Here is a 24,796-nt window from a genome sequence, read left to right as displayed (position 1 = left end):
GGACGGTTGGCACTGCGGGGCTGTCGGGACGGCGAAACGGCGGGGCCGACGGGACAGCGGGGTGCCCCGTCGTCCCCGTCGCCCCGCCGTTCCGTCAGTCCGGCACGGCCGGCTGGAGTGTCTCGCGCGCCTTGGGCAGCACCTTCTTGACGTAGTCCGCCACGGCCGTGTCCAGGCCGATGTCCTGCTGCGCCCGCTCGGACAGATACCAGCGGTGTTCCAGCAGCTCGTGGTAGATCTCGGCCGGGTCCATCGCGCCGCGCAGCTCCAGGGGCACGGCACGCACCGTGGGCCGGAACACGTCCCGCACCCACCGGTGCGCCAGCACCTCGGGGCGGGCGGCCAGCGGGTCGCCCGGGGCGTAGTCGTCCTGGGTGGCCATCCAGCTCTCCAGGTCGTTCAGCAGCCGCCTGGCCTGGTTCTCCTCGGCGTCGAGGCCGGTCAGGCGCAGCAGCTGGCGCTGGTGGTGGCCCGCGTCCACGACCTTGGGCACGAAGGTCACGGTGTCGCGGCCCGCGGAGTGCTCGATCTGCATCTCGGCCACGTCGAAACCGAGGTCGTTCAGGCGGCGTATCCGGCGCTCTATGTAGTGGTATTTGCCCGCCGGGTACACCGAGGTGCGGGTCAGTTCCTGCCACAGGTCCCGGTAGCGGCCGCAGATCTCCGTGCCGAACTCGATGGGGTCGACCGACGGGTGCAGCGCCCCGGACGCCTCCAGGTCGAGGAGTTCACCGCTGATGTTGACGCGCGCCAGGTCGAGGTCGTACTCGCGCTGACCGGGGCTGAGCCGCGGCTGCAGCTCGCCCGTCTCGGCGTCGACGAGGTAGGCGGCGTAGGCGCCGGCGTCGCGCCGGAACAGCGTGTTGGACAGCGAGCAGTCACCCCACGCGAAACCGGCCAGGTGCAGCCGCACCAGCAGGACGGCCAGGGCGTCCATGAGCCGGTGCATGGTGGCCGGACGCAGCGTCGTCTCGAACATCGACCGGTACGGCATCGAGCCGCCCAGGTGCCGGGTGATCAGCACCGGCTCCAGCGGCTCGCCGTCGCCGTCGGTGCGGCCGGTGACGACGGCCAGCGGGTCCACGGCCGGGATGCCGATGCGGTCCAGGTCGCGCAGCAGCTCGTACTCGCGCAGGGCGGGCCGCTGGGCGAGTTCCTTCACGGCGATGACCTCGTCGCCGGCGCGGGAATAGCGCACGACGTGGCGGGAGATGCCGCGCGGCAGCGGTACCAGGTACTCGTCCGGCCACGCTTCGAGGGGCAGGTGCCACGGCAGTTCCAGCAGGAGCGCCGGGTGCTCGGGGTTGGTCGCACTGATCTGCAGAGCCATGGGTCGAGTGTCCTCGTATCGGCCGGTGAACGTCACCTCACCCCGGAGGGAGCCTTTCCGCCAGCTCGCGCGCCCGCTTCGCGGCGCTCCGTACCGGCCCGCGCAGTGCGGGTCCGTGGCCGGGCAGCAGCAGGTCGGCGTCCAGCGCGGCGAGCACGCCCAGCGAGGCGGCGGCACGGTCCCGTTGGTGGTGGAACATGTCGGGCAGCAGCTGCGGCCCCTCGATCCGTGAGGTGGGGTGAGCGCTGACCAGGGCGTCCCCGGAGATCAGCACGCCGCTGCCGGGCAGGTGGAGGGCGCAGTGCCCGTCGGTGTGGCCGGGCGTGTGCACGGGCACGGGCCGGCCGGGCAGGTCGAGGGGAGCGGCGGACGGGAACGGCAGCGGCGCGGTCACCGGACGGCGGGACGTGCCGCCCGCCCGCAGCGCGCGCACCGCCCAGGGCAGCACACCGGGCCGCCGGCCGTTGCGCAGCACCTGCCCGACGGACACCTGGTGCAGGAAATCCCCGCGGGCGTGCGGTACTTCGGCCTCGTGCAGCAGGACCGGCGTGCCGTACCGGGCGGCCAGGTACTCGGCGGAGCCCAGGTGGTCGTTGTGCGCGTGTGTGACGAGCACGGCCGCGACGGCCTCCGGCGCACTGCCGACCGCCGCCAGGGAATCCAGCAGCAGCTGCCGGTCGCGCGGGTAGCCGGTGTCGACCAGCGTCACCGCGTCCCCGTCCGTGAGGATCACCCAGTTGGTGTCGCTGCCGTGCACCAGGTAGGTGCCGTCCGCCATGTGTCGCACATCCGCCCGCATGACCGTCCCGTCGCTTCGATGACCTGGTCGACGGGCAACAGGAAAGCAGACCGGCGGGCGGACGAGGACCACGGCGCCTCCCGGCGCAGCCGGAATCGGGTACGGGGCGCGGACGGGGACGTCAGCGCACGCCGTGTGGCCGGAACTGGATGCTGATGCGCGGCCCGGCGGCCCGCGCGGACTTCGGTACGCAGTGCTCCCAGGTCCGCTGGCAGGAGCCGCCCATCACGATCAGGTCGCCGTGCCCCAGCGGCCGGCGCACGGTGCGGCCGCCGCCCAGCGGGCGCAGCAGCAGGTCGCGGGGCGCGCCCACGGACACGATCGCGACCATCGTGTCCTGCCGCGCGCCCCGGCCGATCCGGTCACCGTGCCAGGCCACGCTGTCCCGGCCGTCGCGGTAGAAGCACAGCCCCGCCGTGGTGAACGGTTCGCCGAGCTCGGCGGCGTAGTGGGCGGTCAGCGCCCGGCGGGCCTCGGTCAGCACCGGGTGCGGCAGCGGGTCGTCGGCGCCGTAGAACGCGAGCAGCCGGGGGACGTCCACGACCTGGTCGTACATCTGGCGCCGCTCGGCCCGCCACGGCACCTCGGCGGCGAGCTGCCCGAACAGCGCGTCGGACCCGCCGAGCCAGCCGGGCAGTACGTCGATCCAGGCGCCGGACCCCAGCTCGGTGCGGCGGATCCCGCCGAGACCGCCGAGCCGCAGCTCGTCCGCCTGGTCGAAGAGCGAGCCCTGGAGATGGGTGGACATACGGCCAGAGTACCTCGTAATCGAATATGTGTTCCCTTGGGGATCGGCGGATCGCTCGCGGGCCTGTTCGATGCGCAGGCGTATCGGATACATTCACGTATCGAACAGAGATCCGGAAGGGCTGAGCGGAGGTCCGGCATGGCGGTGGAGGGCACCACCGGGCCCGCGGCCGGGCGTGAGACCGGGCGGGTGACGAAGCGCCGGGTGCGGACGCGGGCCAGGCTGCTCGACGCGGCGTTCGCCGTGTTCTCCGCCAAGGGCTTCGGCCGGGTCTCCATCGAGGAGGTCTGCGAGGCCGCCGGATACAGCCGCGGCGCCTTCTACTCGAACTTCACCACCCTCGACGAGCTGTTCTTCGCCCTCTACCGGCAGCGCGCGGACCTCATCGCGGAGCAGGTCGCCCGCGCGCTCGCCGTGGACGGCGCGGACCCCGGCGTACCGGCGTCCGTCGACCGGGTCACCGAAGCGCTTCTGCTCGACGTGGACTGGCTGCTGGTGAAGACGGACTTCCTGGTGCACGCCGCCCGGGACCCGGACGTCGCGCGGACCCTGCTCGAACACCGCGAGCGGCTGCGGCGGGCGATAGCCGGCCGGCTCGCCCGGACGGCCGCCGGACCGGGACCCATGGACCTGCCCGCCGTTCTGGGCGACGCGGACGGCGCCGCCCACGCGGTCGTCGCCGCCTACGACGGTGTGACCGTCCAACTGCTGCTGGACAAGGACGTCGAGCGCGCCCGCGCCTGGCTGAGGCAACTGCTCACCGCCCTGCTGACCGACGGCGGCGGCACCTCCGGATGACAGACGGCCCTCACTGGACGAAGGGCCCGAAATGAAGGGAACGTCGCCATGGACGCCGACGTCATCGTCGTCGGAGCGGGACTCGCCGGGCTGGTCGCGGCCCACGAGCTGACCAGCCGGGGCCGCAGGGTCGCGCTCGTGGAACAGGAGAACGCCGCCAACCTCGGCGGTCAGGCCTTCTGGTCCTTCGGCGGGCTGTTCCTCGTGAACTCGCCCCAGCAGCGCCGCCTCGGCATCAAGGACTCCTTCGACCTCGCCTGGAACGACTGGCAGGGCAGTGCCGGCTTCGACCGGGTCGACGACGAGGACTCCTGGGCGGTGCGCTGGGCACGCGCGTACGTCGAGTTCGCGGCCGGCGAGAAGCAGTCCTGGCTGGCCGGGCACGGCATCACCTTCCTGCCCACGGTCGGCTGGGCCGAGCGCGGCGACCTGACGGCGCACGGCCACGGCAACTCCGTACCGCGCTTCCACGTCGCGTGGGGCACCGGTACGGGCGTCGTGGAACCGTTCGTCCAGTACGCCCGGCAGGCCGAGCGCGACGGGCTGCTCACCTTCCACCACCGCCACCGCGTGGACGAACTGGTCGTGGAGGACGGTGCCGCACGCGGCGTGCGCGGCACCGTCCTGGCGGAGGACACCTCACCCCGCGGAGTCGCCTCGAACCGTGACCGGATCGCCGGCTTCGGCCTCACCGCCCAGGCCGTGATCGTCACCAGCGGCGGCATCGGGGCGGACCACGACATCGTGCGCGCCCACTGGCCCGAGCGTCTGGGCACCCCGCCCGCCGAGATGGTGACCGGGGTCCCCGCGTACGTCGACGGACGCATGCTCGACATCAGCGCGGCGGCCGGGGCACGCCTGGTCAACCGCGACCGCATGTGGCACTACACCGAGGGCCTGCGGAACTGGGACCCGATCTGGCCCGGTCACGGCATCCGCATCCTGCCCGGACCGTCGTCCATGTGGTTCGACGCGCTCGGCCGCCGGCTGCCCGAGCCGTGCCTGCCCGGATACGACACGCTGAACACCCTGAGGCATCTGCGCACCGCCGAGGGCCTCGCGGGACACAGCCACTCCTGGTTCGTCCTCACGCGGAAGATCATCGAGAAGGAGTTCGCGCTGTCGGGCTCCGAGCAGAACCCCGACATCACCGCCAAGGACCGCGGCGCCTTCCTGCGCGAACGCCTCCTCGGGAAGGGGGCGCCCGCGCCCGTCGACGCGTTCCTGCGCAACGGCGCCGACTTCGTCACCGCGCCCACCCTGGAAGAGCTCGTGGAGAAGATGAACGGGCTGACCGGCACGCCCCTCCTCGACCCGGCGGGCCTGCGCCGCCAGATAGAGGCCCGCGACCTTCAGATCGCCCACGCCTACAGCAAGGACGCCCAGGTCCAGGGCATCCACAACGCCCGCCGCTACATCGGCGACCGCCTCGGCCGGGTCGCCGCCCCGCACCGCATCCTCGACCCGGCCGCGGGCCCGCTGATCGGTGTGAAGCTGAACATCCTCACCCGTAAGACCCTCGGCGGCATCCAGACCGACCTCGACTCCCGCGCGCTCGCCGCCGACGGCACGCCGATCGAGGGCCTGTACGCGGCCGGCGAGGTCGCCGGGTTCGGCGGAGGCGGCGTACACGGCTACAACGCGCTGGAGGGCACCTTTCTCGGCGGCTGCCTGTTCTCCGGCCGGGCGGCGGGCAGGTCAGCCGCACGGCAGACCGCGTGACGCGGGTGCGGGGGACCGCGTGACGCGGCGCGGCTGCCCTGCGACGGCGCGGGGGACCGCGTGACGCGGCGCGGCTGCCCCGCGACGGCGCGGGGGACCGCGTGACCCCCTGGCCCCTCCCGGGTCTCCGCCGCGGTTCACCCGGTGAGGAGCCGGGCCAGCACCGCCGCGTGACTGCGCTCCGGCTCCTTCGCCGCGGTCAGCAGCGTCACGGTGCCCTCGCGGACCAGATCGCGCACACGTTCGAGGGCGTCGGCGGCCCCGGGTGCGGCGAGCTCGGCCTCGTACCGGTCGGCGAACTCCTCGTAGGAGCCCTCGCCCGCGTGGTACCAGCGGCGCAGCTCCGTCGACGGCGTCACCGCCTTCGGCCACTCGTCCACCCGGGCCGCGTCCTTCGCCAGCCCACGCGGCCACAGCCGGTCGGCCAGCACGCGGACGCCGTCGGCGGTTTCGGGAGCCTCGTAGACGCGGCGCACACGCACACTCATGTCGGACCTCCTTCGGGACGGCGGCGGGGGGCGCCGCGGGGTCACCGCCGCCTCACGGGTGACACGGTCCTCCGTGACCCGACCGGCGGAGCCGTCCCCGCCGTCCCCGGTTGCCCACGCTTCCCGCGGGTACCCCGATCGCCTGGCTCATCAGGATCCCGGGGGGTGGCGCCGGCGAGGGAGGACGCGACATGAACGCATCGGACGGTCTGCCGGTCGTGCGTACCCTCGCCGAGCTCACCGGGCTGGTCGAGCGGCACCGGGGGCTGTACGTCCGGTGGTCGCGCGGCCCCGGGGCGGATCTTGCCGACGCGTCCAGTACCGACGACCTGACCGGTGTGCCCATGCCCGGGCTGTCCGCCAACCCGCTGGACGTCGAGGACTGGTGGGAGGGCCGGCCCGTGCGGGTGTGGGTGGCCCGACGGCTGCACGACTACGCCCACCTGCCGCACGAGAAGGGCCGCGGCGCGCGGCCGTGGGTGCTGACCGGGCGGGAGAACGGCCGCGGGCCCGACAACGAGCCGCTGGTCACCGAGGCCCGCCCGATGTGCTGGATCGACGGCGACGTGATCGAGGAGGCGCGGGGCGTGGTGGAACGGCAGGAGCGTCCCTGGGGGCCCCTGCGTCGCAGCGGACGCTGACCGCCGTACCCCCGGGGCAGGGGCACGGCGGCCGGGTCCGGTCAGGCGCCCACGTACGCCGCCAGGTGTTCCCCGGTCAGGGTGGAGCGGGCGGCGACCAGGTCGGCCGGGGTGCCCTCGAAGACGATCCGGCCGCCGTCGTGGCCGGCCCCCGGACCGAGGTCGATGATCCAGTCGGCGTGCGCCATGACCGCCTGGTGGTGCTCGATCACGACGACCGACTTGCCGGAGTCGACGAGCCGGTCGAGCAGGCCGAGCAATTGCTCGACGTCGGCGAGGTGCAGACCCGTCGTCGGCTCGTCCAGGACGTACACGCCGCCCTTGTCGCCCATGTGCGTGGCGAGCTTCAGGCGCTGCCGCTCGCCGCCGGAGAGCGTGGTGAGCGGCTGGCCGAGGGTGAGGTAGCCGAGACCGACGTCCGCCATGCGCTGCAGGACGCGGTGCGCGGCCGGGGTCGCGGCCTCGCCGCCGCGGAAGAACGCCTCGGCCTCCGTCACCGACATGGAGAGCACCTCGCTGATGTCGCGCCCGCCGAAGCGGTACTCCAGCACCGAGGGCTGGAACCGCTTGCCCTCGCAGTCCTCGCACGGCGTGTCGACACCGGCCATCATGCCGAGGTCGACGTAGACGACGCCCGCGCCGTTGCAGGCCGGGCAGGCACCCTCGGAGTTCGCGCTGAACAGCGCCGGCTTCACGCCGTTGGCCTTGGCGAACGCCTTGCGGATCGGCTCGAGCAGACCGGTGTACGTCGCCGGGTTGGAGCGCCGCGAGCCGCGGATCGGCGACTGGTCCACCGACACCACCCCCTCCGGCGCCGGGACGGAGCCGTGGATGAGCGAACTCTTCCCCGAGCCCGCGACACCGGTGACGACGCAGAGCACGCCGAGCGGGATGTCCACGTCCACGTCGCGCAGGTTGTTCGTCGTCGCCCCGCGGATCGCCAGCGTGCCCGCGGGCTCGCGCACCGACTCCTTGAGCGCGGCACGGTCGTCCAGGTGGCGGCCGGTGACGGTGTCGCTCGCCCGCAGCCCTTCCAGCGTGCCCTCGAAGCAGACCGTGCCGCCCGCCGTGCCGGCGCCGGGCCCCAGGTCCACGACGTGGTCGGCGATGGCGATGGCCTCCGGCTTGTGCTCCACGACGAGCACCGTGTTGCCCTTGTCGCGCAACCGCAGGAGCAGGTCGTTCATCCGCTGGATGTCGTGCGGATGCAGACCGATCGTCGGCTCGTCGAAGACGTACGTCACGTCGGTCAGCGAGGAGCCGAGGTGGCGGATCATCTTCACGCGCTGCGCCTCACCGCCCGACAGCGTGCCGACGGGACGGTCCAGCGAGAGGTAGCCGAGGCCGATCTCCACGAACGAGTCGAGGGTCTGCCGCAGCGCGGTCAGCAGCGGCGCCACCGACGGCTCGTCCAGGTCCCGCACCCACGCGGCCAGGTCACGGATCTCCCTCGCGCACGCGTCGGCGATCGAGACCTTGCCGATCCTCGAGGAGCGGGCGCCCTCGCTCAGCCGCGTGCCGTCGCACTCGGGGCAGGTGGCGAAGGTGACGGCCCGCTCCACGAACGCCCGGATGTGCGGCTGCATCGCCTCCTTGTCCTTCGACAGGAACGACTTCTGGATCTTCGGGATCAGCCCCTCGTAGGTGAGGTTGATGCCATTGACCTTGATCTTGGTCGGCTCGCCGTAGAGGAAGGCGTGCATCTCCTTCTCCGTGTACCGGCGGATCGGCTTGTCCGGGTCCACGAAGCCGGACTGCGCGTACATCTGCACCGTCCACTGGCTGTCCGACTTCCAGCCGGGGATGGTGAACGCGCCCTCCGACAGCGACTTCGAGTCGTCGTAGAGCTGCGTCAGGTCGATGTCGGAGACCTTGCCGCGGCCCTCGCAGCGGGTGCACATGCCGCCGGTGCGCTCGAAGGTCGCCTTCTCCGCCCTGGTCCTGTCGCCGCGCTGCACGGTGATCGCGCCGCTCGCCTTCACCGAGGCCGTGTTGAAGGAGTACGCGCTGGGCGGGCCGATGTGCGGCTCGGCCAGCCGGCTGAACAGGATCCGCAGCATCGCGTTCGCGTCGGTGACGGTGCCCACCGTGGAGCGCGGGTCACCGCCCATCCGCTGCTGGTCCACGCTGATCGCGGTCGTCAGCCCGTCGAGGACGTCGACCTCGGGCCGCGCCAGCGTCGGCATGAAACCCTGAAGGAACGCGCTGTACGTCTCGTTGATCAGCCGCTGCGACTCCGCCGCGATCGTGTCGAACACCAGCGAGCTCTTGCCCGAACCGGAGACGCCGGTGAACACCGTCAGCCGGCGCTTCGGGATCTCGATGCTGAGGTCCTTGAGGTTGTTCACACGCGCCCCGTGCACGCGGATCATGTCGTGCCGGTCGGCGGCGTGCGGCGCGCCCGCCCGGGTTTCCGCCGGGGTGTCCGACCTCTTGGACGTGCTCATGTTCTGCGTCTCCATCCCTCGCGCGGGGTTCCTGCGCGGCCCCGTCGGCATCCCCTCGGCCCGGTCCGGCCGGGCACCCGATCCAACCAGGCGACCGAGGGTTCGTCTGCCGCAACGCTAGAGGGCGCCGGGCGTCCGGCGCTTCTCGAATACTGACCGGCTCCCACCGCCCTCCAGCACCCTCCCGCGCCGGCCGGCCGACCTCCCGCGCCGGCCCGCTGCCCTTCCGGGACGGCCGCCCGGACTCCGACCCCGCCGCCGCCCGTCACTGCTCCCGCAGACCCCACGGGGAGCCGTACTCGGTCAGCAGGTCCAGGAACGGGCGGGGCGGGAAGGCCTCCGGGCCGAGCACCCCGGCGCCCGACCAGGCGCCGCCGGCGAGGAGTTCGAGTGCGACGACCGGGTTCACCGCGGTCTGCCACACCACGGCCTGACAGCCGTACTCCTTCATCGACCACTCGTTGTCGACCACGTGGTACAGGTACACCTCGCGCGGCGCGCCGTCCTTCACGCCCCGCACCCAGGTGCCCGCACACGTCTTGCCCCGCATCCGCTCGCCCAGCGTGGCCGGGTCGGGCAGGCAGGCGGCGACGACGTCCCGCGGCGACACCGCCACCGGTCCGGCCGGGCCCGGCACGGTCACCGGCTCGGTGCGGTCGAGGCCGAGCAGGTGCAGCGTCCGGAGCGTGTTCACGAACTCCTCGCCCAGGCCGTACTTGAAGGTGACCCGGCGCGCGCCCACCCAGCGCGGCACGAGCAGCACCTCCTCGTGCTCCACGTTCACGCACTCCACCGGGCCGATGCCGGCAGGGAAGTCGAACACCTCGGGCTCACTGAACGGCTCCGTCGTGAACCAGCCGCGGTCCGCCTCGTACACGACGGGCGGGTTGAGGCACTCCTCGATCGTGGTCCAGATGCTGAAGGACGGCGCGAAGTCGTACCCGTCGACGGTGAGGTTCGCGCCGTCCCGGACGCCGATCTCCTCGATGTCGTCGAACAGCTCGTCGGCCGCGTACCGGGCGAACACGTCGGACAGGCCCGGCTCCACGCCCATGCCCACCAGCGCCAGGGCGCCCGCCTTCTCCCAGTCGTCCGCCGCCGCGAACTGCTCCTCGCCCAGCTTCACCCCGCACTCCTCGTACGGGCGCTCCGGGTGCGGCCGCGACAGCGACATCGCCATGTCGAGGTACGTGGCGCCCGCCGCCCGCGCGGCCCGGAACAGGGGCATCACGAACCGCGGGTCGGTCGCGTTGAACAGCACGTCGCAGGAGTGCCGGCGCAGCAGCTCCGCCACCGCCGCCTCGTCCCCGGCGTCCACCCGCTCGGCGCGGAACCGGGCCCCCTCGTCACCGAGCGCCGACACGGCGGCCCCGGCGCGCGCCGGGTCGTAGTCGGCCACCACCATCAGGTCGAAGAACGGACGGCGGGCCGCGATCCGGGTGACGGCGGTGCCCACACCACCGGCTCCCACGAGCAGTACACGCATGACAGAGCTCCCTCAGGGTCCAGGAACGGGAAAGAGACGACGAACGAGGTGGGGCCCCGGACGGAGATGCTGCGCCGGGCCGTCGTCTAAGGTCAATGGTGTTGGCGTAAGCGCGGCGGCGGACGGACAGGCAGGTGGACATGGCGAAACGCGTGGTGCCCGAGGAGAAACGCCGGCGGCGCCGGCCCACCAGGAGCGGCACCGTGCTGTCCGAGGCGCTCATCGTGGAGAGCGCGCTCCGGATGCTGCGCGAACACGGCAGCGGCGGTCTGACCGCCCGCCGGCTCGGTCTGGCCCTCGACTGCGACCCCAGCACCCTCTACCGGTACTTCCGCGGCATGGACGACCTGACCCGCGCCATCGGCGACGCCCTCATCGGGCAGGCCCTGCGCGGCTGGGAGCGTACGGGGGAGTGGCGGGCGGACCTGCGGACCGCCGGGCTGCGCATCCACGCCGCGTATGTCGCGCACCCCCAGGCCGCGCTGCTGACGGCGAGCCGGGTCACGGGCCGCGCCCACGAGCTGGCGGCCGACGAGGCGATCCTCGACGTGCTGCGCACCGCCGGGTTCCCGCTGTCCGAGACCGTGCGCGTCTACCACGCCTTCGTCGACCAGACCCTGGCCTTCGCCGCTCTCGACGCCGCCTCGCTCGCCCTGCCGCCGGACGCGCTGCGCGCCGACGAGGACATGTGGCTGTCGACGTACGCCCGGCTGCCCGCGACGACCCACCCCCGCATCGCGGAGGCCGCCCCGCTGCTCGCCACCCGCATGGTCACCAGCGCCTATCCGACGGCCCTGGAGATGCTGCTGGAGAGCGCGGCGGCGCGGCTGGAGAGGGTGGGAGGCGAGGGGGACCGCTGAGGGGACGGCCGGGGCGACGCCCCGCGGACAGACGCCCCGCGGTCGCCGTCGCGGTCCAGCCGTGTCACCGCAGTGCCTCGGCCGCCGCCGACACCACCGCCTCCGCGACCGCCGCCAGCGCCGGGGAGTCGAGCTTCCACTGCTGCCAGTACAGCGGTACGTCGACCCAGCTGTCCGGCGCCAGTTCGGCCAGGCGGCCGACGCGCAGCAGCGGCTCCGCCTGCGCCTCGGGCACCATGCCCCAGCCGAGCCCGGCCGCGACGGCCTCCACGAACCCCTCCGACGTGGGCACGAAGTGCCGCCTCCCCCCGGCGGCGCCCGGCCCGCCGAGCCTGCGCACGAAGCCGTCCTGGAAGTCGTCCCGCCGGTCGAAGGCCACCACGGGAGCCGCTGCCAGCGCCTCCACCAGGGCCGCGCCCCGCAGCCGCCGCGCGGCGAACTCCGGGTTCGCCACCGGCAGGTACCGCATCCGGCCGAGGGCTCGCACCGAGCAGCCCGGCACCGCGTCGCGCGACGACGTCACCGCCGCCATGACGAGCCCCTCCCGCAGCAGCGCCGCCGTGTGGTCCTCGTCCTCGCGGCGCAGCTCGAAGGTGAGCGCGGGCTCCTCCGGCACCCGTGTGAGCGCGGCGAGGAACCACGTCGCCAGCGAGTCCGCGTTCACCGCCACGGACACCCGCGTCGGCTCCCCGGCCCCGGCGCCGCTCAGCCCCAGCTCGGCGTACGCGTCGCGCTCCAGCCGGGTCAACTGCCGGGCCAGCCGCACGACCACCCGTCCCGACTCCGTCGGCCGCACCGGCTTGGTCCGCAGCAACAGGACCCGGCCGGTGCGCTGCTCCAGGGCCTTCACGCGCTGGCTCACCGCCGACGGCGTCACGTGCAGCGCGGCGGCAGCCGCGTCGAAGGTGCCCTCGTCCACCACCGCCAGCAGCGTCCGCACCTGGTCCAGCGGAAGCTCACCCATGGTCATCATCACATCGGCTTATGATACGTAAGAATCTTTAGCTGTACGCCGGGTGATCCTTTCCCTAGCGTTCACGCCATGAGTCCCGCCCTGACCGCCGCCGCCGCAGGATTCGGCACCGGCCTCTCCCTCATCGTCGCCATCGGCGCCCAGAACGCCTTCGTCCTGCGCCAGGGCGTCCGCCGCGACGCGGTCCTCGCCGTCGTCTCCATCTGCGCCCTGTCCGACGCCGTCCTCATCACCCTCGGCGTCGCCGGGGTCGGGGCGGTCGTGGTGGCGTGGCCGGGTGCGCTGACGGCGGTCGGACGGATCGGCGGCGCCTTCCTGCTCTGCTACGGCGTCCTGGCCGCCCGCCGGGTGTTCCGCCCCGCCGAGGGACTCACGGCGGACGGAGAGGGGGCGGGGTCCCGTCGCCGGGCGGTGCTGACGTGCCTGGCGATGACCTGGCTGAACCCGCACGTCTACCTCGACACGGTCTTCCTGCTCGGGTCCGTCGCAGCCGACCGCGGTTCGTCGCGCTGGACGTTCGGGCTGGGCGCCGTACTGGCCAGCCTGTGCTGGTTCGTGGCGCTGGGCTTCGGGGCCCGGCTGCTGGGCCGCTTCCTGGCCCGCCCCGCCGCCTGGCGGGTCCTGGACGGTCTGGTCGCGCTCACCATGATCACCCTCGGCGCGAACCTCATCACCGGAGGCTGACACGGCGTGCGAGCCACGCCGCGGAGGGTGCCATAGTGAACCCCGCCAGAAAGATGTAACGAGCAACCAGGACGACGTACGTGGACACCAGCGAGAGCAGCGCCGCACCGCGGCCGGACACCGGGCGGGCGGCGCCGACGCCCCGCCGGAGATGGCGCCGCTGGGCCATGGACACCCGCCCCCTGCGCGTGCCCGCCTACCGCAGACTGTGGTCCTCGACCGCCGTCACCGCCGTGGGCAGCCAGCTCACCGCCGTCGCCGTACCCAAGCAGATCTACGACATCACCGGCTCCTCGGCCTGGGTCGGGGCCGCGAGCCTCGCCGGGCTGCTGCCGCTGGTCGTGTTCGCGCTGTGGGGCGGCGCCGTCGCCGACAGCGTGGACCGCCGCAGACTGCTGCTGATCACCAACACCGGGATCGCCGCCACGTTGCTGCTGTTCTGGATCCAGGCCGTCACCGCACTGGAGTCGGTCGGCGTACTCATGGTCCTGCTCGCGCTCCAGCAGGCGTTCTGGGGCCTCAACGCACCGGCGCGCAGCGCGTCCGTCGCCCGCCTCGTGCCCGAGGGACAGCTCCCCGCCGCCAGCGCGCTCGGCTCGACCGTGATGCAGACCGGCCAGATCGTCGGCCCGCTGCTCGCCGGCGCCCTGATCCCCGTGGTCGGCCTGGCCGAGCTGTACCTCATCGACGCGGTCGCCCTGTGCGTCACGCTGTGGGCGGTGTACCGCCTGCCCCCGCTGCCGCCGCTCGTGGCGAACGCGAAACGCCGCGCGGGACTGCGCGAGGTCGTCGCGGGCTTCCGCTACATCGCCCGGCACAAGGTGCTGCTGCTGTCCTTCCTCGCCGACATCGTGGCGATGGTCTTCGGCATGCCCCGCGCCCTGTTCCCCGAACTGGCCGCCCACACCTACGCCCCCTACGGCGAGGAACTCGCCCTCGGTCTGCTGTTCGCGGCGATCCCCCTCGGCGCGGTGGCCGGCGGACTGTTCTCCGGCACGTTCTCGCGGGCACGCCGGCACGGGTGGATGGTGATCGGGGCGGTCGTCGTCTGGGGCGCGGCCGTCGCCGGGGCCGGGCTGAGCGGCAGTCTGTGGCTCGCGGTCGCGTTCCTGGCCGTCGCCGGGACGGCCGACATGGTGTCGATGGTCTTCCGCGGGTCGATCCTGCTGTCCGCCGCGACGGACGAGATGCGCGGCCGTATGCAGGGCGTGTTCACGGTCGTCGTCGCGGGCGGACCGCGCCTGGCCGACGTGCTGCACGGCACCGCCGGCTCGGCCTTCGGGCCGCGCGCGGCCGTCGTGGGCGGGGGCGCTCTGGTGGTGGTCGTGATGCTGGCGCTGGCCGCGGCGGCACCCGCCCTGCGGCGCTACAGGGTCTGACCCCGCAGGTGTCACACGGCGTGGGCCCCGGCGTCCTCCGGCGTCGGGGTCCGGGACTCAGAGCACTCCGCCCCGGTGTATCGCGTACTGCTCCATGAGCCTGCCCCGGGTCATCTCCAGGCGGTACGCGAGGATTTCCGCCACGCCCCGCATCAGCGTCAGCCCGAGCGGCGGGTCCTCCTCGCACGCCGCGAGGACCGTCGACGCCTCGAACTCGTAGGCGCGCACCGGGCTGAACGCCTCCGCGCCGAAGTCCCACTCGTACGGCGGGAACAGCCAGGACCAGCCGAGCAGGTCGCCCGCGCCGAGGCTCGCGACGGTCACCCGCTGCGGGGAGTTCACGTCCTGGTCCAGGCTGACGGCGCCCGACCGGATCACCCAGAAGCGGTCGGCCCGGCCGCCCGCCTCGAAGATCCGGGCGTCCTCGGGAAAGGAGACCTCTCTCGCGAGCGTCATCAGATGCTGCCGCTGCGGCGCCGGCAGGGCGGTGAGCAGTTTGATCGCTTTGGTCATGAGGCGGGGCTCCTCACCGGCGGTTCGGTCCGGGTGCTTTCCCTACGTCCCATTTCAGCCGCTGCGGACGCCCCGGGCACCTCGGCGTACGGGACTTTTCGAGAAGCGGACGGAAGACAGCGAAAAAAATGCCCTGACTGGAACGGGGGAGTCCAGCCAGGGCCGTAAACGGTGACGTACGGGGGACGGACCGTCGACCCCGTCGCCACTTGTGTGTGAACGATAAACCACTGAGGGGTGCGGCACGCAACAGGCAACGGGCCCACGTGACCCGTCTCACTCGGAACCGCGCCCCCGCGCTCCTGCTCCAGGCCGCTGCCCGTCTTGGGGATACCGGTGACGCAGATGCCGGCGCCCGCGTCCGTCGCCCACGACGGCAGGTCCGGGTGGCAGGGCAGAGGCGCTCCCCACGCCTCGTCCACGACACCGGCGGCACCGGACGGCGGTGGCGCACCCCGGCGATCGCCCCCGGGTCCGCCGCCGCGCCGCAGGGCCTGGGACTGGTGCCAAGCGGGTGCCCGGCGCGGCCCACGGCAATCGCCCCGCCGGTGCGGTGCGGTGCGGTGCGGCGCACCGCGGCACGCCGCCGGCCGACGCCGCGCCGCCGTACCACCCTCGGCATGCCGGCGCGCGCGCCCCGGTCGTCTCAGCCCGGCTCCGGGTGCCTGCCCGGGGACAGGATCTCGTCCAGTACCCGCAGCACGGCCTCATAGGTCAGTTCGCGTACGGCCGCGTCGTGGGCCGCTGCCGGGTCGGTGCGGCCCAGTTCGCCGCGTTTGGTCCGCCAGGATCGCCGCTCGGCCGCCGCGCAGGCCCTCGCGCGCTGGATGCGCCGCAGCAATTCGTCCGAGTCCACCACATCGGTCATGCCGTTCAGGTACCCCCGGACGGCCGAACGACCGCCGCAGTGCCGGGCGAGGGCCGATGTTTGACAGTCCGCGCACAGGTCAGCCGGAAGGAGAGGCCCGTGGATGCGCACGGACCGGCCGCCGAGGCCATGGCGCCGAGGCCGCGCCCACGAGGGGACCGGTGCACGGGATTCGCGTACGCGGGCCGCGCACGTCACCGACGCCGACTCCGGCTTCTCATCCACCGACCAGGGAGTTCAGAGATGTGCGAGGAGCACACCACGGAACCTGTCGCCCGGGCACGGGGCATGCGTACGGCTGTGCGCCCCGGGCCCTGCAAGCCCGCCGAGGCCCGCCGGGCCGTGGAACGCGCGGTCACCGAACGCTGCCGTGACGCCCACCGCCCCTGCGACGCCGACGCCCTGTCGGACGCGTTGCTCGTCGCCTCGGAGCTGACCACCAACGCGTTGCTGCACGGCGGCGGCATCACCGACTTCCGCGTCGACGTCGTCGGCCACGACGTCCGCGTCTCGGTCAGCGACCGCAGCGCCGAACCGCCGGTGGTGGTGCCCCCGGCCGACCGGCAGGGACGCCGCCGCCCGGGCGGACACGGCTGGCCCATCGTGTGCCGGCTCGCCTGCGACGTCCACGTCTCCTGCCTCCCCTCGGGCGGCAAGCGCATCACCGCCGTGCTGCCGCTTTTCTGATTATTATTCCTCTATGTGGTGTTTGCCTTTCTTGTCACAGGGCAAATGCAGACTCGTGCTTCGGACCGGAGGCGCGCCAGCGGGATCGGTACTGCTCCGGGCCCTCCACGTGAGCCGGACAGCCACCGTCCCGCGGTAGTCCCTGAAACGACCGTTCAGGAGCGATTCCGCATGCTGATGGATACGCCGACCAGCCGTCCCGGCACGGACACCCTCACGACCGCACTCCCTGCCGGCCCGCCCACGACTCCGCCCGCCGAGCCCTCCCCGCCGCCCACCCGCCGCCGGCACGACGACGCGCCCGACACGGCCGAACTCTTCGCCAGGCTGGCCACCGCGGAAGACGGCCCCCGGCGCGACGCGATCCGCGACGAACTCGTCACCGCCTGGCTGCCCATGGCCCACCGCATCGCCGGCCGGTTCCGCGACCGCGGCGAGTCCATAGAAGACCTGCGGCAGGTCGCCGCCCTCGGCCTGGTGAAAGCCGTCGACCGCTTCGACCCCTCGCGCGGCGCCTTCGAGAGCTACGCCGTGCCGACCATCACCGGCGAGGTCAAACGGCACTTCCGGGACCGCATGTGGGCCCTGCGGGTACCCCGCCGCGTCCAGGAACTGCGCAACAAGGTCCGCGTCGCACGCCGCGAACTCACCCAGAACCCCGGCAGCCCCGAGCCCTCCGTCGCGGACATCGCCGCGCACACCGGCCTGACCGAGGAGGAGGTCGGCGCCGGACTCGAGGCCCTCGAAAGCTTCAGCACCCTGTCGCTGGACGCCGAACTGTCGGCCGGCGACGACGGCTACAGCCTCTCCGACACCCTCGGCGCGACGGACGCGTCCTACGACGTCGTCGTGGACCGGGAGTCCGCCAAGGAGGGCCTGCGCAGGCTGCCCGAGCGGGAGCGGGCCATCCTCTACATGCGGTTCTTCGAGGACATGACCCAGAGCCGCATCGCCGACCGGCTCGGAATCTCCCAGATGCACGTCTCCCGGCTCATCAGCCGCAGCTGCGCCCAGGTCCGCGACGAGGTGCTGGGCGCCGACCGGCCGACCGCGCCCTGAATCCCCGTGCCGGCACCGGCCTGCGGGCCGGCCGGGGTGTGACGTGCCCGCGCCGGGGCATCCGCATCCCCGGAGGTGCGGATGAAGACGGGTATGACGGTGGGCGGCTGCCTGCCCGGCCGGGAGAAACGGGCCACGGGATCGGTCGCGGAAGGCGCCGCGCGGGCGGGACTCGCCGCGCGCGGCGTCATCTACCTCCTGGTGGGTGTGCTCGCGCTGCAGGTCGCCTTCGGCGGGACGCGGCGCCAGGCGGACCGGGGCGGCGCGCTCGCCGCGGTCGCCGACCAGCCGTTCGGCGCCGTCCTGTTGTGGGCGCTGGGCGCCGGGCTCGTCGGCATGGCCCTGTGGCGGCTGTCCGAGGCGGTGTCCGGCGAGGCCGGCCCCGACGGACGCAAGCCCCGCAAACGTCTGCTCGCCACCGCCCGGTTCGTCTTCTACTCCTTCGTCGCCTACTCCGTGCTCGCCTTCGCGAGCGACGGCGCCCACCCCTCCGGCGGCGGAGACTCGAGCGACCGGCAGTCCCGGGACGCCACGGCCAGGGTCCTCGAGCTGCCCGCCGGTCAGTGGCTGACGGCCGCCGCCGGGACCGCGGTCGTCGTGGCCGGGGTGTGGATGGCCACGACGGCGGTCCGGCGCCGCTACCGCGACAAGCTGCGCCACCACGACATGTCCGCGCGGGCCCGGCGACTGGTCGACGTGGCGGGCGTCGGGGGCGGCGTGACACGCGGCCTGGTGTTCGCGGTGGCGGGAGGCTTCGCCGTACGGGCCGCCGCCGCGTACGAGCCCGACCGGGCCAAGGGCCTGGACGACACGCTCCGCTCCTTCTCCGGCACCCCGCTCGGGCCCTGGCTGCTGGCCTGCGTGGCGACCGGCCTCGTGCTGTTCGGGTTCTTCTCCTTCGCCATGGCCCGCTGGCGCAGGGTCTGAGCACGGACCGGGCACGGACCAGCACGGGCGGAGTCCGCGCACCGGCAGCCGGGCCCCGGCCCGGGAGCCGGGCACACGCAGAGTCTGCGCCGCGCCGCGTCTGAGCGGCGCACGGCGGGGAACCCGTACGGACATGAGCGAATCCGAGATCCCCCCGGAGGGCGGACGCCCCGTGGAGATGTACCTCGATCTCCTGCGCATCAGAATGGACACCGAGGACTACCAGCTGCTGCTGCGGGTGGTCGAACCCGTGCTGCGGGCCATCGACCGCCAGGAGCTGTCCACCCTCGACTTCGCGCTCGACGGCGACGACAGCGAGGAACTGCCCCAGGAGGTGCGGGACGAGGCCGCGCTGGTCATCGCCACCGCCGTCACCGGACGCCTGGACAACGAGGTCGTCGAGATCACCGTGGACGACACCGGCCCGGTCCGGGTCGTCACCGACGCGGACACCGCCGCGGACCCCGAGCGGCTCGGCGAGATCGCCGAACACATCCGCGAACGGCACCGTCAGACCGAGGAACTGCGCGGCATCGCCGAGGCCAGCGGGCTGCCCACCGACTTCTGACCGGAGCGGCGAACGCGGCCGAGGCGTCGCACCCGCGGCGCCCCGCCCGCCCCGACGCTCACCGCCGCGGCTGCGCCACCGGCACCCGCAGCGGCCGGGCCAGCCCCGCGACGGCCTCGTCCAGGCGCTCCAGATGCCGCAGCACACGGCCGGTGACGCGACCGTACCGCTCCGCGCCCGCCCGGCCGGGCTCCAGCAGCGCCGCCACGCTCTGCCCCGACACCACTTCCACGTCGGCGTGCTCGTCCGCCACCCGCGCGGCGATCGCCTCGATGTTGCGCACGGTCCGCCGTACCGCCCCGCGCAGCCGGGGGTCCGCCGCGATCGACGGATGCGTGGGCAGCAGCTCGGCCGTCGCGGCCAGCGAACGCGCGTGGTACGCGCAGGTCTCCAGCAGCGCCACCACGTACTCGGCGGTGCTGCGCCGGGCCCGCAGCGGTGTGACCGGATGCGTGAGCGGCAACGTGGCGCCCCGCAGGTCGGACAGTGCCTGGTCCAGCTCCCGCGCCTTGTCGAGCAGGTCGGTCGCGGGCCCGCCACTGAGCTGGTCCACGGCGTCCTCGGTGACGTCGACGAGCCGTGCCAGCACGGTGCCGAGCAACTCGTTGGTACGCCGGTCGGTCCGCACCGGCAGCACGAACACCGCAGCGAACACCCCGCACGCCGCGCCCAGCGCCGTCTCCGCCACCCGCAGCAGCAGCACCGACAGGCTGTAGGTGTGCAGCAGGGTGTACAGCAGCCCCAGCATCGCCGTCACGAAGAACGACATCAGCGTGTACGACAGCGGCGCCGAGTAGAACATCGCGAAGATCAGCACCAGGACGAGCCCGAAGGCGAGCCACGTGTGCGGTCCGACCAGCCCGGCCAGCGCGATGCCGGCCACCACGCCGAACACCGTGCCCAGCAGCCGCCGGTAGCCCTTCACCAGGATCTCGCCGGTCGAGGCGGTGTTCAGGAACACGATCCAGCAGGTGAGCACCGCCCAGTACCAGCGGTGGCTGGACAGGAACTCGCCGCCCACGATGGCCAGCGCCGACCCCACCGCGACCTGCACCGCCGCCCGCGTCGTGGGCCGGTCGAGACCGCCGGGCGTCTGCTCCCCGGCCGCCCCGTCCACCACGTCCCCCGCGTCGATCGCGGCGTCCTCCGCGTCGAACTCCTCACGGGAGCGGGCCGTGGCCGGGGAGTCCTGCGACTCGTCCTGCGGCCCCTCGAAGGCGATCCGCAGCCCCAGCACCGCGCGGGCGGCCTCGCCGATGCCCCGGAACACGTCCTGCACGGCCGGCGCCGCCACGGGAAGGTTCTCCTCCTCGCGGTAGCCGAGCAGCCGGTTGCGCAGCTGCGCGAGCGCCGTGCCCGTGTACTCGCCCGTGCGCTCGGCGGGCGGCCGCACCACGAGCAGCCGCAGCGCGCGAAGATCCCGCCGTACGGTGTCGATCGCCTCGTCCCCCACCGGCAGCCTCCCCGCCTCGGGGGCGGGCGCGCCCGGCAGGTGCAGGGTGAGCGTGTCCGTCCGCTCGGCGCTGCGCGCGGTCAGCAACTGCAGTCCGAGCCGCTCGGCCGCGATCTCGGCGTCCGCGACGCGGCGCTGCACCAGGCGCGCCACGGACTCGTCCGGCGTGCCCTCCTCCAGTCGCGACTGGATCATCAGGGCCGACTCGTGCAACCGCGCTGTGCCGTCGCGTACGGCCTCGAGCGCCTTGTCGATGTCGTCGGGGCCGGCGTCGAGCAGGTCGAGCTGCGCGGACACCAACTGCGCGAGCCGGGCCCGGAACGCCTGCCGCAACCGCTCCAGGACGCCCGCCGGGGTCTGCGGCACGATCGCGAACCGCATCGCGGCACTGCTCGCGAACGCGACGCAGATGACGGCGTACAGCCCCGGCAGTCCCGACGCCTCGGCGCCGACGAACAGGGACAGGAAGTACGTCTGGAAACCCACGAGCCCCAGCGCCGTGCCCCGGTCGCCGAACCTGCGGCCGTACACGGCCACGAAGATCAGCGCGACGAAGAAGGCGTCACCGGCGAGGACATACGGGTGCAGCAGCGCGCCCAGCGACACCGAGGCCAGCGCGACGGGCAGCCCGAGCGCGAGGGTGACGGCCTGCCGGGGGCGCTGCTTCTCCCGGATGGAGAACGTGGCGACCATCGCCGCCATGGCACCGGCCACCAGCCGGGTGACGCCGGCGTTCAGCGGGGCGAGCACGGCCAGTGTGAGCGCGACGGCGCCCACCGTGCGCAGCCCGGCCGTCAGCCGCAGCAGGCCGGGGTCCGACGCCGCCAGACGATCCCCCAGCCGTGCCCGCGCCGACCGTCGTCCCGCTGCCCTCACGCCGCCGCACCTTCCCCCACGTCACGCCGGACCCGCTCCGGCGACCGGCTGCCGTCCCGCCCCACCATCGCACCCGTGCCGGCCCGCCGGGCCGGAGGCGGGTTGCCCCCGACGGCCGCGGGCGGGCCACCGTCCCCGACGTCTCACGCCCGGCTGTCCGGGCTGCGGCTGCCTGCCGCCTCGACCTGCGCCCGTACCTCTGCCGGTGTCAGGTACGAGTCGGTGTACTCGAAGTCCTTCAGCTTGGCCGGCTTGCGGGCCTGGAACCCGGTGCGGACGAAGTCGTCGCCCGCGACCGCGTTGAGCAGCCAGTTGGTCATCACGCGCGTCTTGGCGACGTTGGTGCGCAGCGCCGACCAGTGGTAACCGCGCGCCACGGCCTGGGCGGCCGTGCCGCGCAGTTCGACACCGAGCGGCTTGGACACGGCGTCCCGGCCGCCGAGGTCGACGACCAGCCCCAGGTCCTTGTGCACGTACGGCTGCAACGGCTTGTTCCGCAGCGTCGCGATGACGTTGTCGGCGACGAGCTTGCCCTGCCGGGCGGCGTGCTGAGCGGTGGGCGGGCAGACGGCGTCCTCGCCCCTGGCCAGGTCGGGCACGGCGGCGGCGTCGCCGAGCGCGAACACCCCGTGGTGGCCGGGCAGGTTCAGCTCGGCGTTGACGGCGAGCCGCCCGCGGACCGTCTCCGCGCCGAGCGTGGCGATGAGCGGGCTGGCGACCACACCGGCCGTCCAGATCAGGGTGCGCGTCGGCACGACCCGGCCGTCGGTGAACGTGACCTCCTCCGGCCCCGCCTTCTCGATGGAGACGCCGAGGGAGATCTCGATACCGCGCCCGCGCAGGACCTCCTGGGCGCTGCGGCCGAGCTTGTCGCCCAGCTCCGGCATGAGCTTCGGCGCGACGTCGATGAGGTGCCACCTGATCAGACGCGGGTCCAGGCGCGGATAGCGGCGCATCGCGGAGTGCGTGAGGCGCTGCAGGCAGGCGGCGGTCTCGGTGCCCGCGTAGCCGCCGCCGACCACCACGAACTGCAGCCTGGAGGCCCGCTCGGCCGGGTTCTGGCTGGCATCGGCGAGGTCGAGCTGGGAGATCACGTGGTCGCGGACGTAGGCGGCCTCCGCGAGCGTCTTCATGCCGTACGCGTTGTCCGTCAGGCCCGGGATGTCGAAGGTGCGGGTGACGCTGCCCGGCGCCAGCACGATGTGGTCGTACCGCTCGTTGACGATCTGGTCGGTGATGGTGCGCACCACGCAGACCTTCGACGCGAGGTCCACGCCGATCGCGCCGCCCGGGATGATCCGGGTGCGGTACTTCTTGCTGCGGCGCAGGGACACGGCGATCGACTGGGGCGTCAGCACGCCGGAGGCGACCTGGGGGAGCAGGGGCAGGTAGAGCTGGTAGGCGAACGGCGTCACCAGGGTGACGTCGGCCTCGTCGGGAGCGAGCCTGCGCTCCAGACGGCGGACGCACTCCACTCCGGCGAAGCCGGCGCCGACCACCAGGATCCTGGGTCGTGTCACGGTCTCATCCCTCTCTACGGCTCCGGGTGGTCTGGAACGAACGCCTTCCGCGTGCCCCCGGATCGCTGCCTCGCACCTCATCGATCCCACCGTGTCCGCGGCCGGTCCGCCAGCCGGGCGGGGCAGGCAGACGAAACCGCCGGTCACCGCCGTGCGCGCCGCGCGCCGGCCCGTCAGGACGGGAGGCGGGAGGGCCGTACGGCCGTCACCGCGTACCGCGGAAGTGACACAGCAGCAGGCACACGTCGTCGTCCCGCTCGGAATCGCTCAGCAGCGGCCGCAGGATCCGGTCCGCCGAACCGTTCAGGTCCGCGTCCAGTTCCTCGGTCCCGAACCCGCCGAACGCCGCCGCGAGCCGTTCGATGCCCGGGTCTATGCCGTGCGCGCGCCGCTCGACCAGACCGTCGGTGTAGAGGGCGAGGGTCGAGCCGGGCGACAGGCGCACCGTGTGGTCGGCGATCTCCTGACGCAGCGGGATGCCGAGCATGGCACCCGGCCGGGCGTCCAGGGTGCGCACCCGCCCGTCCGGGGTCCGCAGGACCGGCGGGGGATGACCGGCGGCGGCCCACGTCAGGGTCGGGTCGTCCGGGTGGAACCGCGCGATGACAGCCGTGGCGTACAGGTCGGGCTGGAGGTGGTGCAGGAACTGGTGCAGCCGCGTCAGCAGCCGTCCCGGGCTGCCGCCGTCCACGGCGTAGGCGCGCAGCGCGGTGCGCAGCTGGCTCATCATGACGGCCGCGTGCAGGCCGTGCCCGGTCACGTCCCCGACGATCGTGATCAGGCTCCCGTCGCGCTGCCGGAACGCGTCGTACCAGTCGCCGCCGATGTTCAGCCCGCGGGTGGCCGGCAGATAGCGGGCCGCGAGGCCCAGGCCGGGCGTCTCGGGCAGGTCCGTGAGCAGGGCGCGCTGCAACGTCTCGGCGATGTCCCGGTTGTGCTCGAACCGCCGGGCGTTGTCGAGGGCGACGCTGGCACGCCGCGTCAGCTCGATCAGCATCACGGCGTCGTCCGGGTCCCAGCGCGCCCCCGGCGGCGACAGGGTCAGCACGCCCAGCGGCGCCCGCCGGGTCACCAGCGGAATGCACAGCAGCGGCCGTTCCGGATCGAGCGCCGAGGGCGGCCGGTCGTCCACGCCGGGCAGACCGCCCGGATCCCCGGCGGCGTACTGCGGGCGCCCGGTGCGCGCCGCGCGTACGGCCGCCGCGGGGTGCGGCACCGCGGGGCCCTGCCGGTCGGTGCCGTGGTCGTGGTCGAACAGCCACACGTCCACGGTGCGGGCGTACTCCGGCACCAGCAGGGTGGGCAGCAGCCGCACGATCTCGTCGTGGTTGAGCGAGGCCGTCAACGCGGCGCTGGCGTCCGCGAGGAACGTCAGCCTGCGCCGGGCGGCCTCCGCCTCCCGGCGTGCCGCGCGTTCCGCCGCGAACGCCTCCCGCTGCGCCCGCCCGGCCGCGTCCAGCTCCGCGTGCAGCGCCAGCACGCCCTGGTTGGTCTGATGCAGCTCCTCCCGGTGGAAGGCGACCAGCTCCTCCTGCTCGGAGAGACCGCGCAGCACCAGCGCCGTGTCCTCGTCGGCACCGAGCAACGCCTCGGCGAGGCCGCTCACCGCGCCGTCCGAAGCAGCGGTCACCGCCGCCCACGGGCGGGCGACGGCGCCGAGCGGCGCCTCGGCCGGCACTGTCCCCGGGCACGCGACCGCCGTACTCCACGGTGTCTCCGCGTCGGCGGACGACTCCCGCGACGACGTCACCACCACGTGCAGCATGCCGGGCCCGGCCGCCGGCGCCTCCGCGTCGAGCCGCCAGGTGCCGCCCTTGATGAGGCACTGGCGCAGGTGCGCGCTGAGCGAAGCCGTCAGCCGGGCGCGTTCCAGGGCGGGCACGCCGTACGCGGCGGCAAGCCGGGCGGTCGCGACGCGCGCCTCGGCGGCGTCGGTGACGGAGGAGATCTCCCACGTGTGGATCAAGGTA

The 24,796-nt window shown here is 73.5% G+C and carries 22 protein-coding genes and 1 pseudogene; 10 read left to right on the top strand and 13 right to left on the bottom strand.

Translation table 11 applies throughout. From position 1 onward, the window contains the following. Nucleotides 1-94: 94 nt before the first annotated feature. The 3 genes from ABZ354_RS11580 to ABZ354_RS11570 form a co-directional block, all read right to left on the bottom strand. Nucleotides 95-1,330, bottom strand: coding sequence for a DUF4032 domain-containing protein (locus ABZ354_RS11580; protein ID WP_358655470.1), 1,236 nt, complete (start codon nt 1,328-1,330; stop codon nt 95-97). A 37-nt stretch (nt 1,331-1,367) separates the two neighbouring features. Then, nucleotides 1,368-2,129 (bottom strand): MBL fold metallo-hydrolase, encoded by a 762-nt coding sequence (locus ABZ354_RS11575; RefSeq protein ID WP_358655468.1) that lies wholly within the window; start codon nt 2,127-2,129, stop codon nt 1,368-1,370. 121 nt (nt 2,130-2,250) lie between these two features. Further along, nucleotides 2,251-2,877, bottom strand: coding sequence for an alpha-ketoglutarate-dependent dioxygenase AlkB (locus ABZ354_RS11570; RefSeq protein ID WP_358655466.1), 627 nt, complete (start codon nt 2,875-2,877; stop codon nt 2,251-2,253). A 138-nt stretch (nt 2,878-3,015) separates the two neighbouring features. Here ABZ354_RS11570 and ABZ354_RS11565 point away from each other — a divergent pair, with 138 nt between their 5' ends. Both ABZ354_RS11565 and ABZ354_RS11560 read left to right on the top strand, forming a co-directional pair. Beyond that, complete coding sequence (locus ABZ354_RS11565) at nt 3,016-3,675, top strand: TetR/AcrR family transcriptional regulator (protein WP_358655464.1); 660 nt, start codon at nt 3,016-3,018, stop codon at nt 3,673-3,675. A 48-nt stretch (nt 3,676-3,723) separates the two neighbouring features. After that, nucleotides 3,724-5,397: an FAD-binding dehydrogenase gene (locus ABZ354_RS11560; protein ID WP_358655462.1), complete on the top strand. Its 1,674-nt coding sequence runs from the start codon at nt 3,724-3,726 to the stop codon at nt 5,395-5,397. Between the two features lie 137 nt (nt 5,398-5,534). On the opposite strand, the gene ABZ354_RS11555 is transcribed toward ABZ354_RS11560, so the two are convergent. Further along, nucleotides 5,535-5,885: a DUF488 family protein gene (locus ABZ354_RS11555; protein ID WP_358655460.1), complete on the bottom strand. Its 351-nt coding sequence runs from the start codon at nt 5,883-5,885 to the stop codon at nt 5,535-5,537. Between the two features lie 191 nt (nt 5,886-6,076). Here ABZ354_RS11555 and ABZ354_RS11550 point away from each other — a divergent pair, with 191 nt between their 5' ends. Continuing rightward, the gene (locus ABZ354_RS11550; RefSeq protein ID WP_358655458.1) at nt 6,077-6,526 is read left to right on the top strand and encodes a DUF6098 family protein; all 450 of its coding nucleotides are present in this window, start codon (nt 6,077-6,079) and stop codon (nt 6,524-6,526) included. Nucleotides 6,527-6,567: 41 nt separating this feature from the next. Here the strand turns inward: ABZ354_RS11550 and ABZ354_RS11545 are convergent, their stop codons facing one another. Next, on the bottom strand, nt 6,568-8,973 hold the full coding sequence (locus tag ABZ354_RS11545) for an excinuclease ABC subunit UvrA (RefSeq protein ID WP_358655456.1): 2,406 nt from the start codon (nt 8,971-8,973) through the stop codon (nt 6,568-6,570). A gap of 265 nt (nt 8,974-9,238) precedes the next feature. Continuing rightward, on the bottom strand, nt 9,239-10,459 hold the full coding sequence (locus ABZ354_RS11540) for a saccharopine dehydrogenase C-terminal domain-containing protein (RefSeq protein WP_358655454.1): 1,221 nt from the start codon (nt 10,457-10,459) through the stop codon (nt 9,239-9,241). Nucleotides 10,460-10,599: 140 nt separating this feature from the next. Between ABZ354_RS11540 and ABZ354_RS11535 the strand changes: the two genes are divergently transcribed. Then, nucleotides 10,600-11,319: a TetR/AcrR family transcriptional regulator C-terminal domain-containing protein gene (locus tag ABZ354_RS11535; protein ID WP_358655452.1), complete on the top strand. Its 720-nt coding sequence runs from the start codon at nt 10,600-10,602 to the stop codon at nt 11,317-11,319. Nucleotides 11,320-11,383: 64 nt separating this feature from the next. Here the strand turns inward: ABZ354_RS11535 and ABZ354_RS11530 are convergent, their stop codons facing one another. Beyond that, the gene (locus tag ABZ354_RS11530; RefSeq protein WP_358655815.1) at nt 11,384-12,292 is read right to left on the bottom strand and encodes a LysR family transcriptional regulator ArgP; all 909 of its coding nucleotides are present in this window, start codon (nt 12,290-12,292) and stop codon (nt 11,384-11,386) included. A gap of 69 nt (nt 12,293-12,361) precedes the next feature. On the opposite strand from ABZ354_RS11530, the gene ABZ354_RS11525 reads away from it, so the two are divergent. After that, nucleotides 12,362-12,976, top strand: coding sequence for a LysE/ArgO family amino acid transporter (locus tag ABZ354_RS11525; RefSeq protein ID WP_358655450.1), 615 nt, complete (start codon nt 12,362-12,364; stop codon nt 12,974-12,976). A gap of 80 nt (nt 12,977-13,056) precedes the next feature. Then, nucleotides 13,057-14,355: an MFS transporter gene (locus tag ABZ354_RS11520; protein WP_358655448.1), complete on the top strand. Its 1,299-nt coding sequence runs from the start codon at nt 13,057-13,059 to the stop codon at nt 14,353-14,355. A gap of 57 nt (nt 14,356-14,412) precedes the next feature. On the opposite strand, the gene ABZ354_RS11515 is transcribed toward ABZ354_RS11520, so the two are convergent. From ABZ354_RS11515 to ABZ354_RS11505, 3 genes and pseudogenes are all read right to left on the bottom strand, one after another. Beyond that, nucleotides 14,413-14,868, bottom strand: a complete 456-nt coding sequence (locus ABZ354_RS11515) for a cyclic nucleotide-binding domain-containing protein (RefSeq protein WP_358655446.1) — start codon at nt 14,866-14,868, stop codon at nt 14,413-14,415. Nucleotides 14,869-15,170: 302 nt separating this feature from the next. Then, nucleotides 15,171-15,379 (bottom strand): annotated as a pseudogene (locus tag ABZ354_RS11510) (ornithine decarboxylase); the annotation flags it as partial. 135 nt (nt 15,380-15,514) lie between these two features. Beyond that, nucleotides 15,515-15,736: a hypothetical protein gene (locus ABZ354_RS11505; protein ID WP_358655444.1), complete on the bottom strand. Its 222-nt coding sequence runs from the start codon at nt 15,734-15,736 to the stop codon at nt 15,515-15,517. Between the two features lie 243 nt (nt 15,737-15,979). Here ABZ354_RS11505 and ABZ354_RS11500 point away from each other — a divergent pair, with 243 nt between their 5' ends. The 4 genes from ABZ354_RS11500 (at nt 15,980) to ABZ354_RS11485 (ending at nt 18,977) form a co-directional block, all read left to right on the top strand. Next, entirely contained in the window at nt 15,980-16,423 is a 444-nt protein-coding gene (locus ABZ354_RS11500; protein ID WP_358655442.1) for an ATP-binding protein, read from the top strand. 171 nt (nt 16,424-16,594) lie between these two features. Continuing rightward, on the top strand, nt 16,595-17,482 hold the full coding sequence (locus tag ABZ354_RS11495; RefSeq protein ID WP_358655440.1) for a SigB/SigF/SigG family RNA polymerase sigma factor: 888 nt from the start codon (nt 16,595-16,597) through the stop codon (nt 17,480-17,482). Nucleotides 17,483-17,563: 81 nt separating this feature from the next. After that, a complete protein-coding gene (locus ABZ354_RS11490; RefSeq protein WP_358655438.1) occupies nt 17,564-18,409 on the top strand; it encodes a DUF1206 domain-containing protein in 846 nt (281 codons plus the stop codon). Nucleotides 18,410-18,542: 133 nt separating this feature from the next. Then, the gene (locus ABZ354_RS11485) at nt 18,543-18,977 is read left to right on the top strand and encodes a hypothetical protein (protein WP_358655436.1); all 435 of its coding nucleotides are present in this window, start codon (nt 18,543-18,545) and stop codon (nt 18,975-18,977) included. A gap of 58 nt (nt 18,978-19,035) precedes the next feature. Here ABZ354_RS11485 and ABZ354_RS11480 read toward each other — a convergent pair whose 3' ends face one another. From ABZ354_RS11480 to ABZ354_RS11470, 3 genes are all read right to left on the bottom strand, one after another. Further along, nucleotides 19,036-21,306 (bottom strand): FUSC family protein, encoded by a 2,271-nt coding sequence (locus ABZ354_RS11480; protein ID WP_358655434.1) that lies wholly within the window; start codon nt 21,304-21,306, stop codon nt 19,036-19,038. A gap of 143 nt (nt 21,307-21,449) precedes the next feature. Beyond that, nucleotides 21,450-22,826 (bottom strand): NAD(P)/FAD-dependent oxidoreductase, encoded by a 1,377-nt coding sequence (locus tag ABZ354_RS11475; protein WP_358655432.1) that lies wholly within the window; start codon nt 22,824-22,826, stop codon nt 21,450-21,452. 205 nt (nt 22,827-23,031) lie between these two features. Then, nucleotides 23,032-24,792 carry a SpoIIE family protein phosphatase gene (locus ABZ354_RS11470; protein ID WP_358655813.1) on the bottom strand — a complete coding sequence of 587 codons (1,761 nt, stop codon included), beginning with the start codon at nt 24,790-24,792 and terminating at the stop codon, nt 23,032-23,034. Between the last annotated feature and the right edge of the window lie 4 nt (nt 24,793-24,796).

It is taken from the genome of Streptomyces sp. NPDC005925 (assembly GCF_040638805.1).
Classification (GTDB): domain Bacteria; phylum Actinomycetota; class Actinomycetes; order Streptomycetales; family Streptomycetaceae; genus Streptomyces.
Note: the sequence above shows the minus strand (reverse complement) of the source record. Positions and strands in the feature narration are given on the sequence as shown.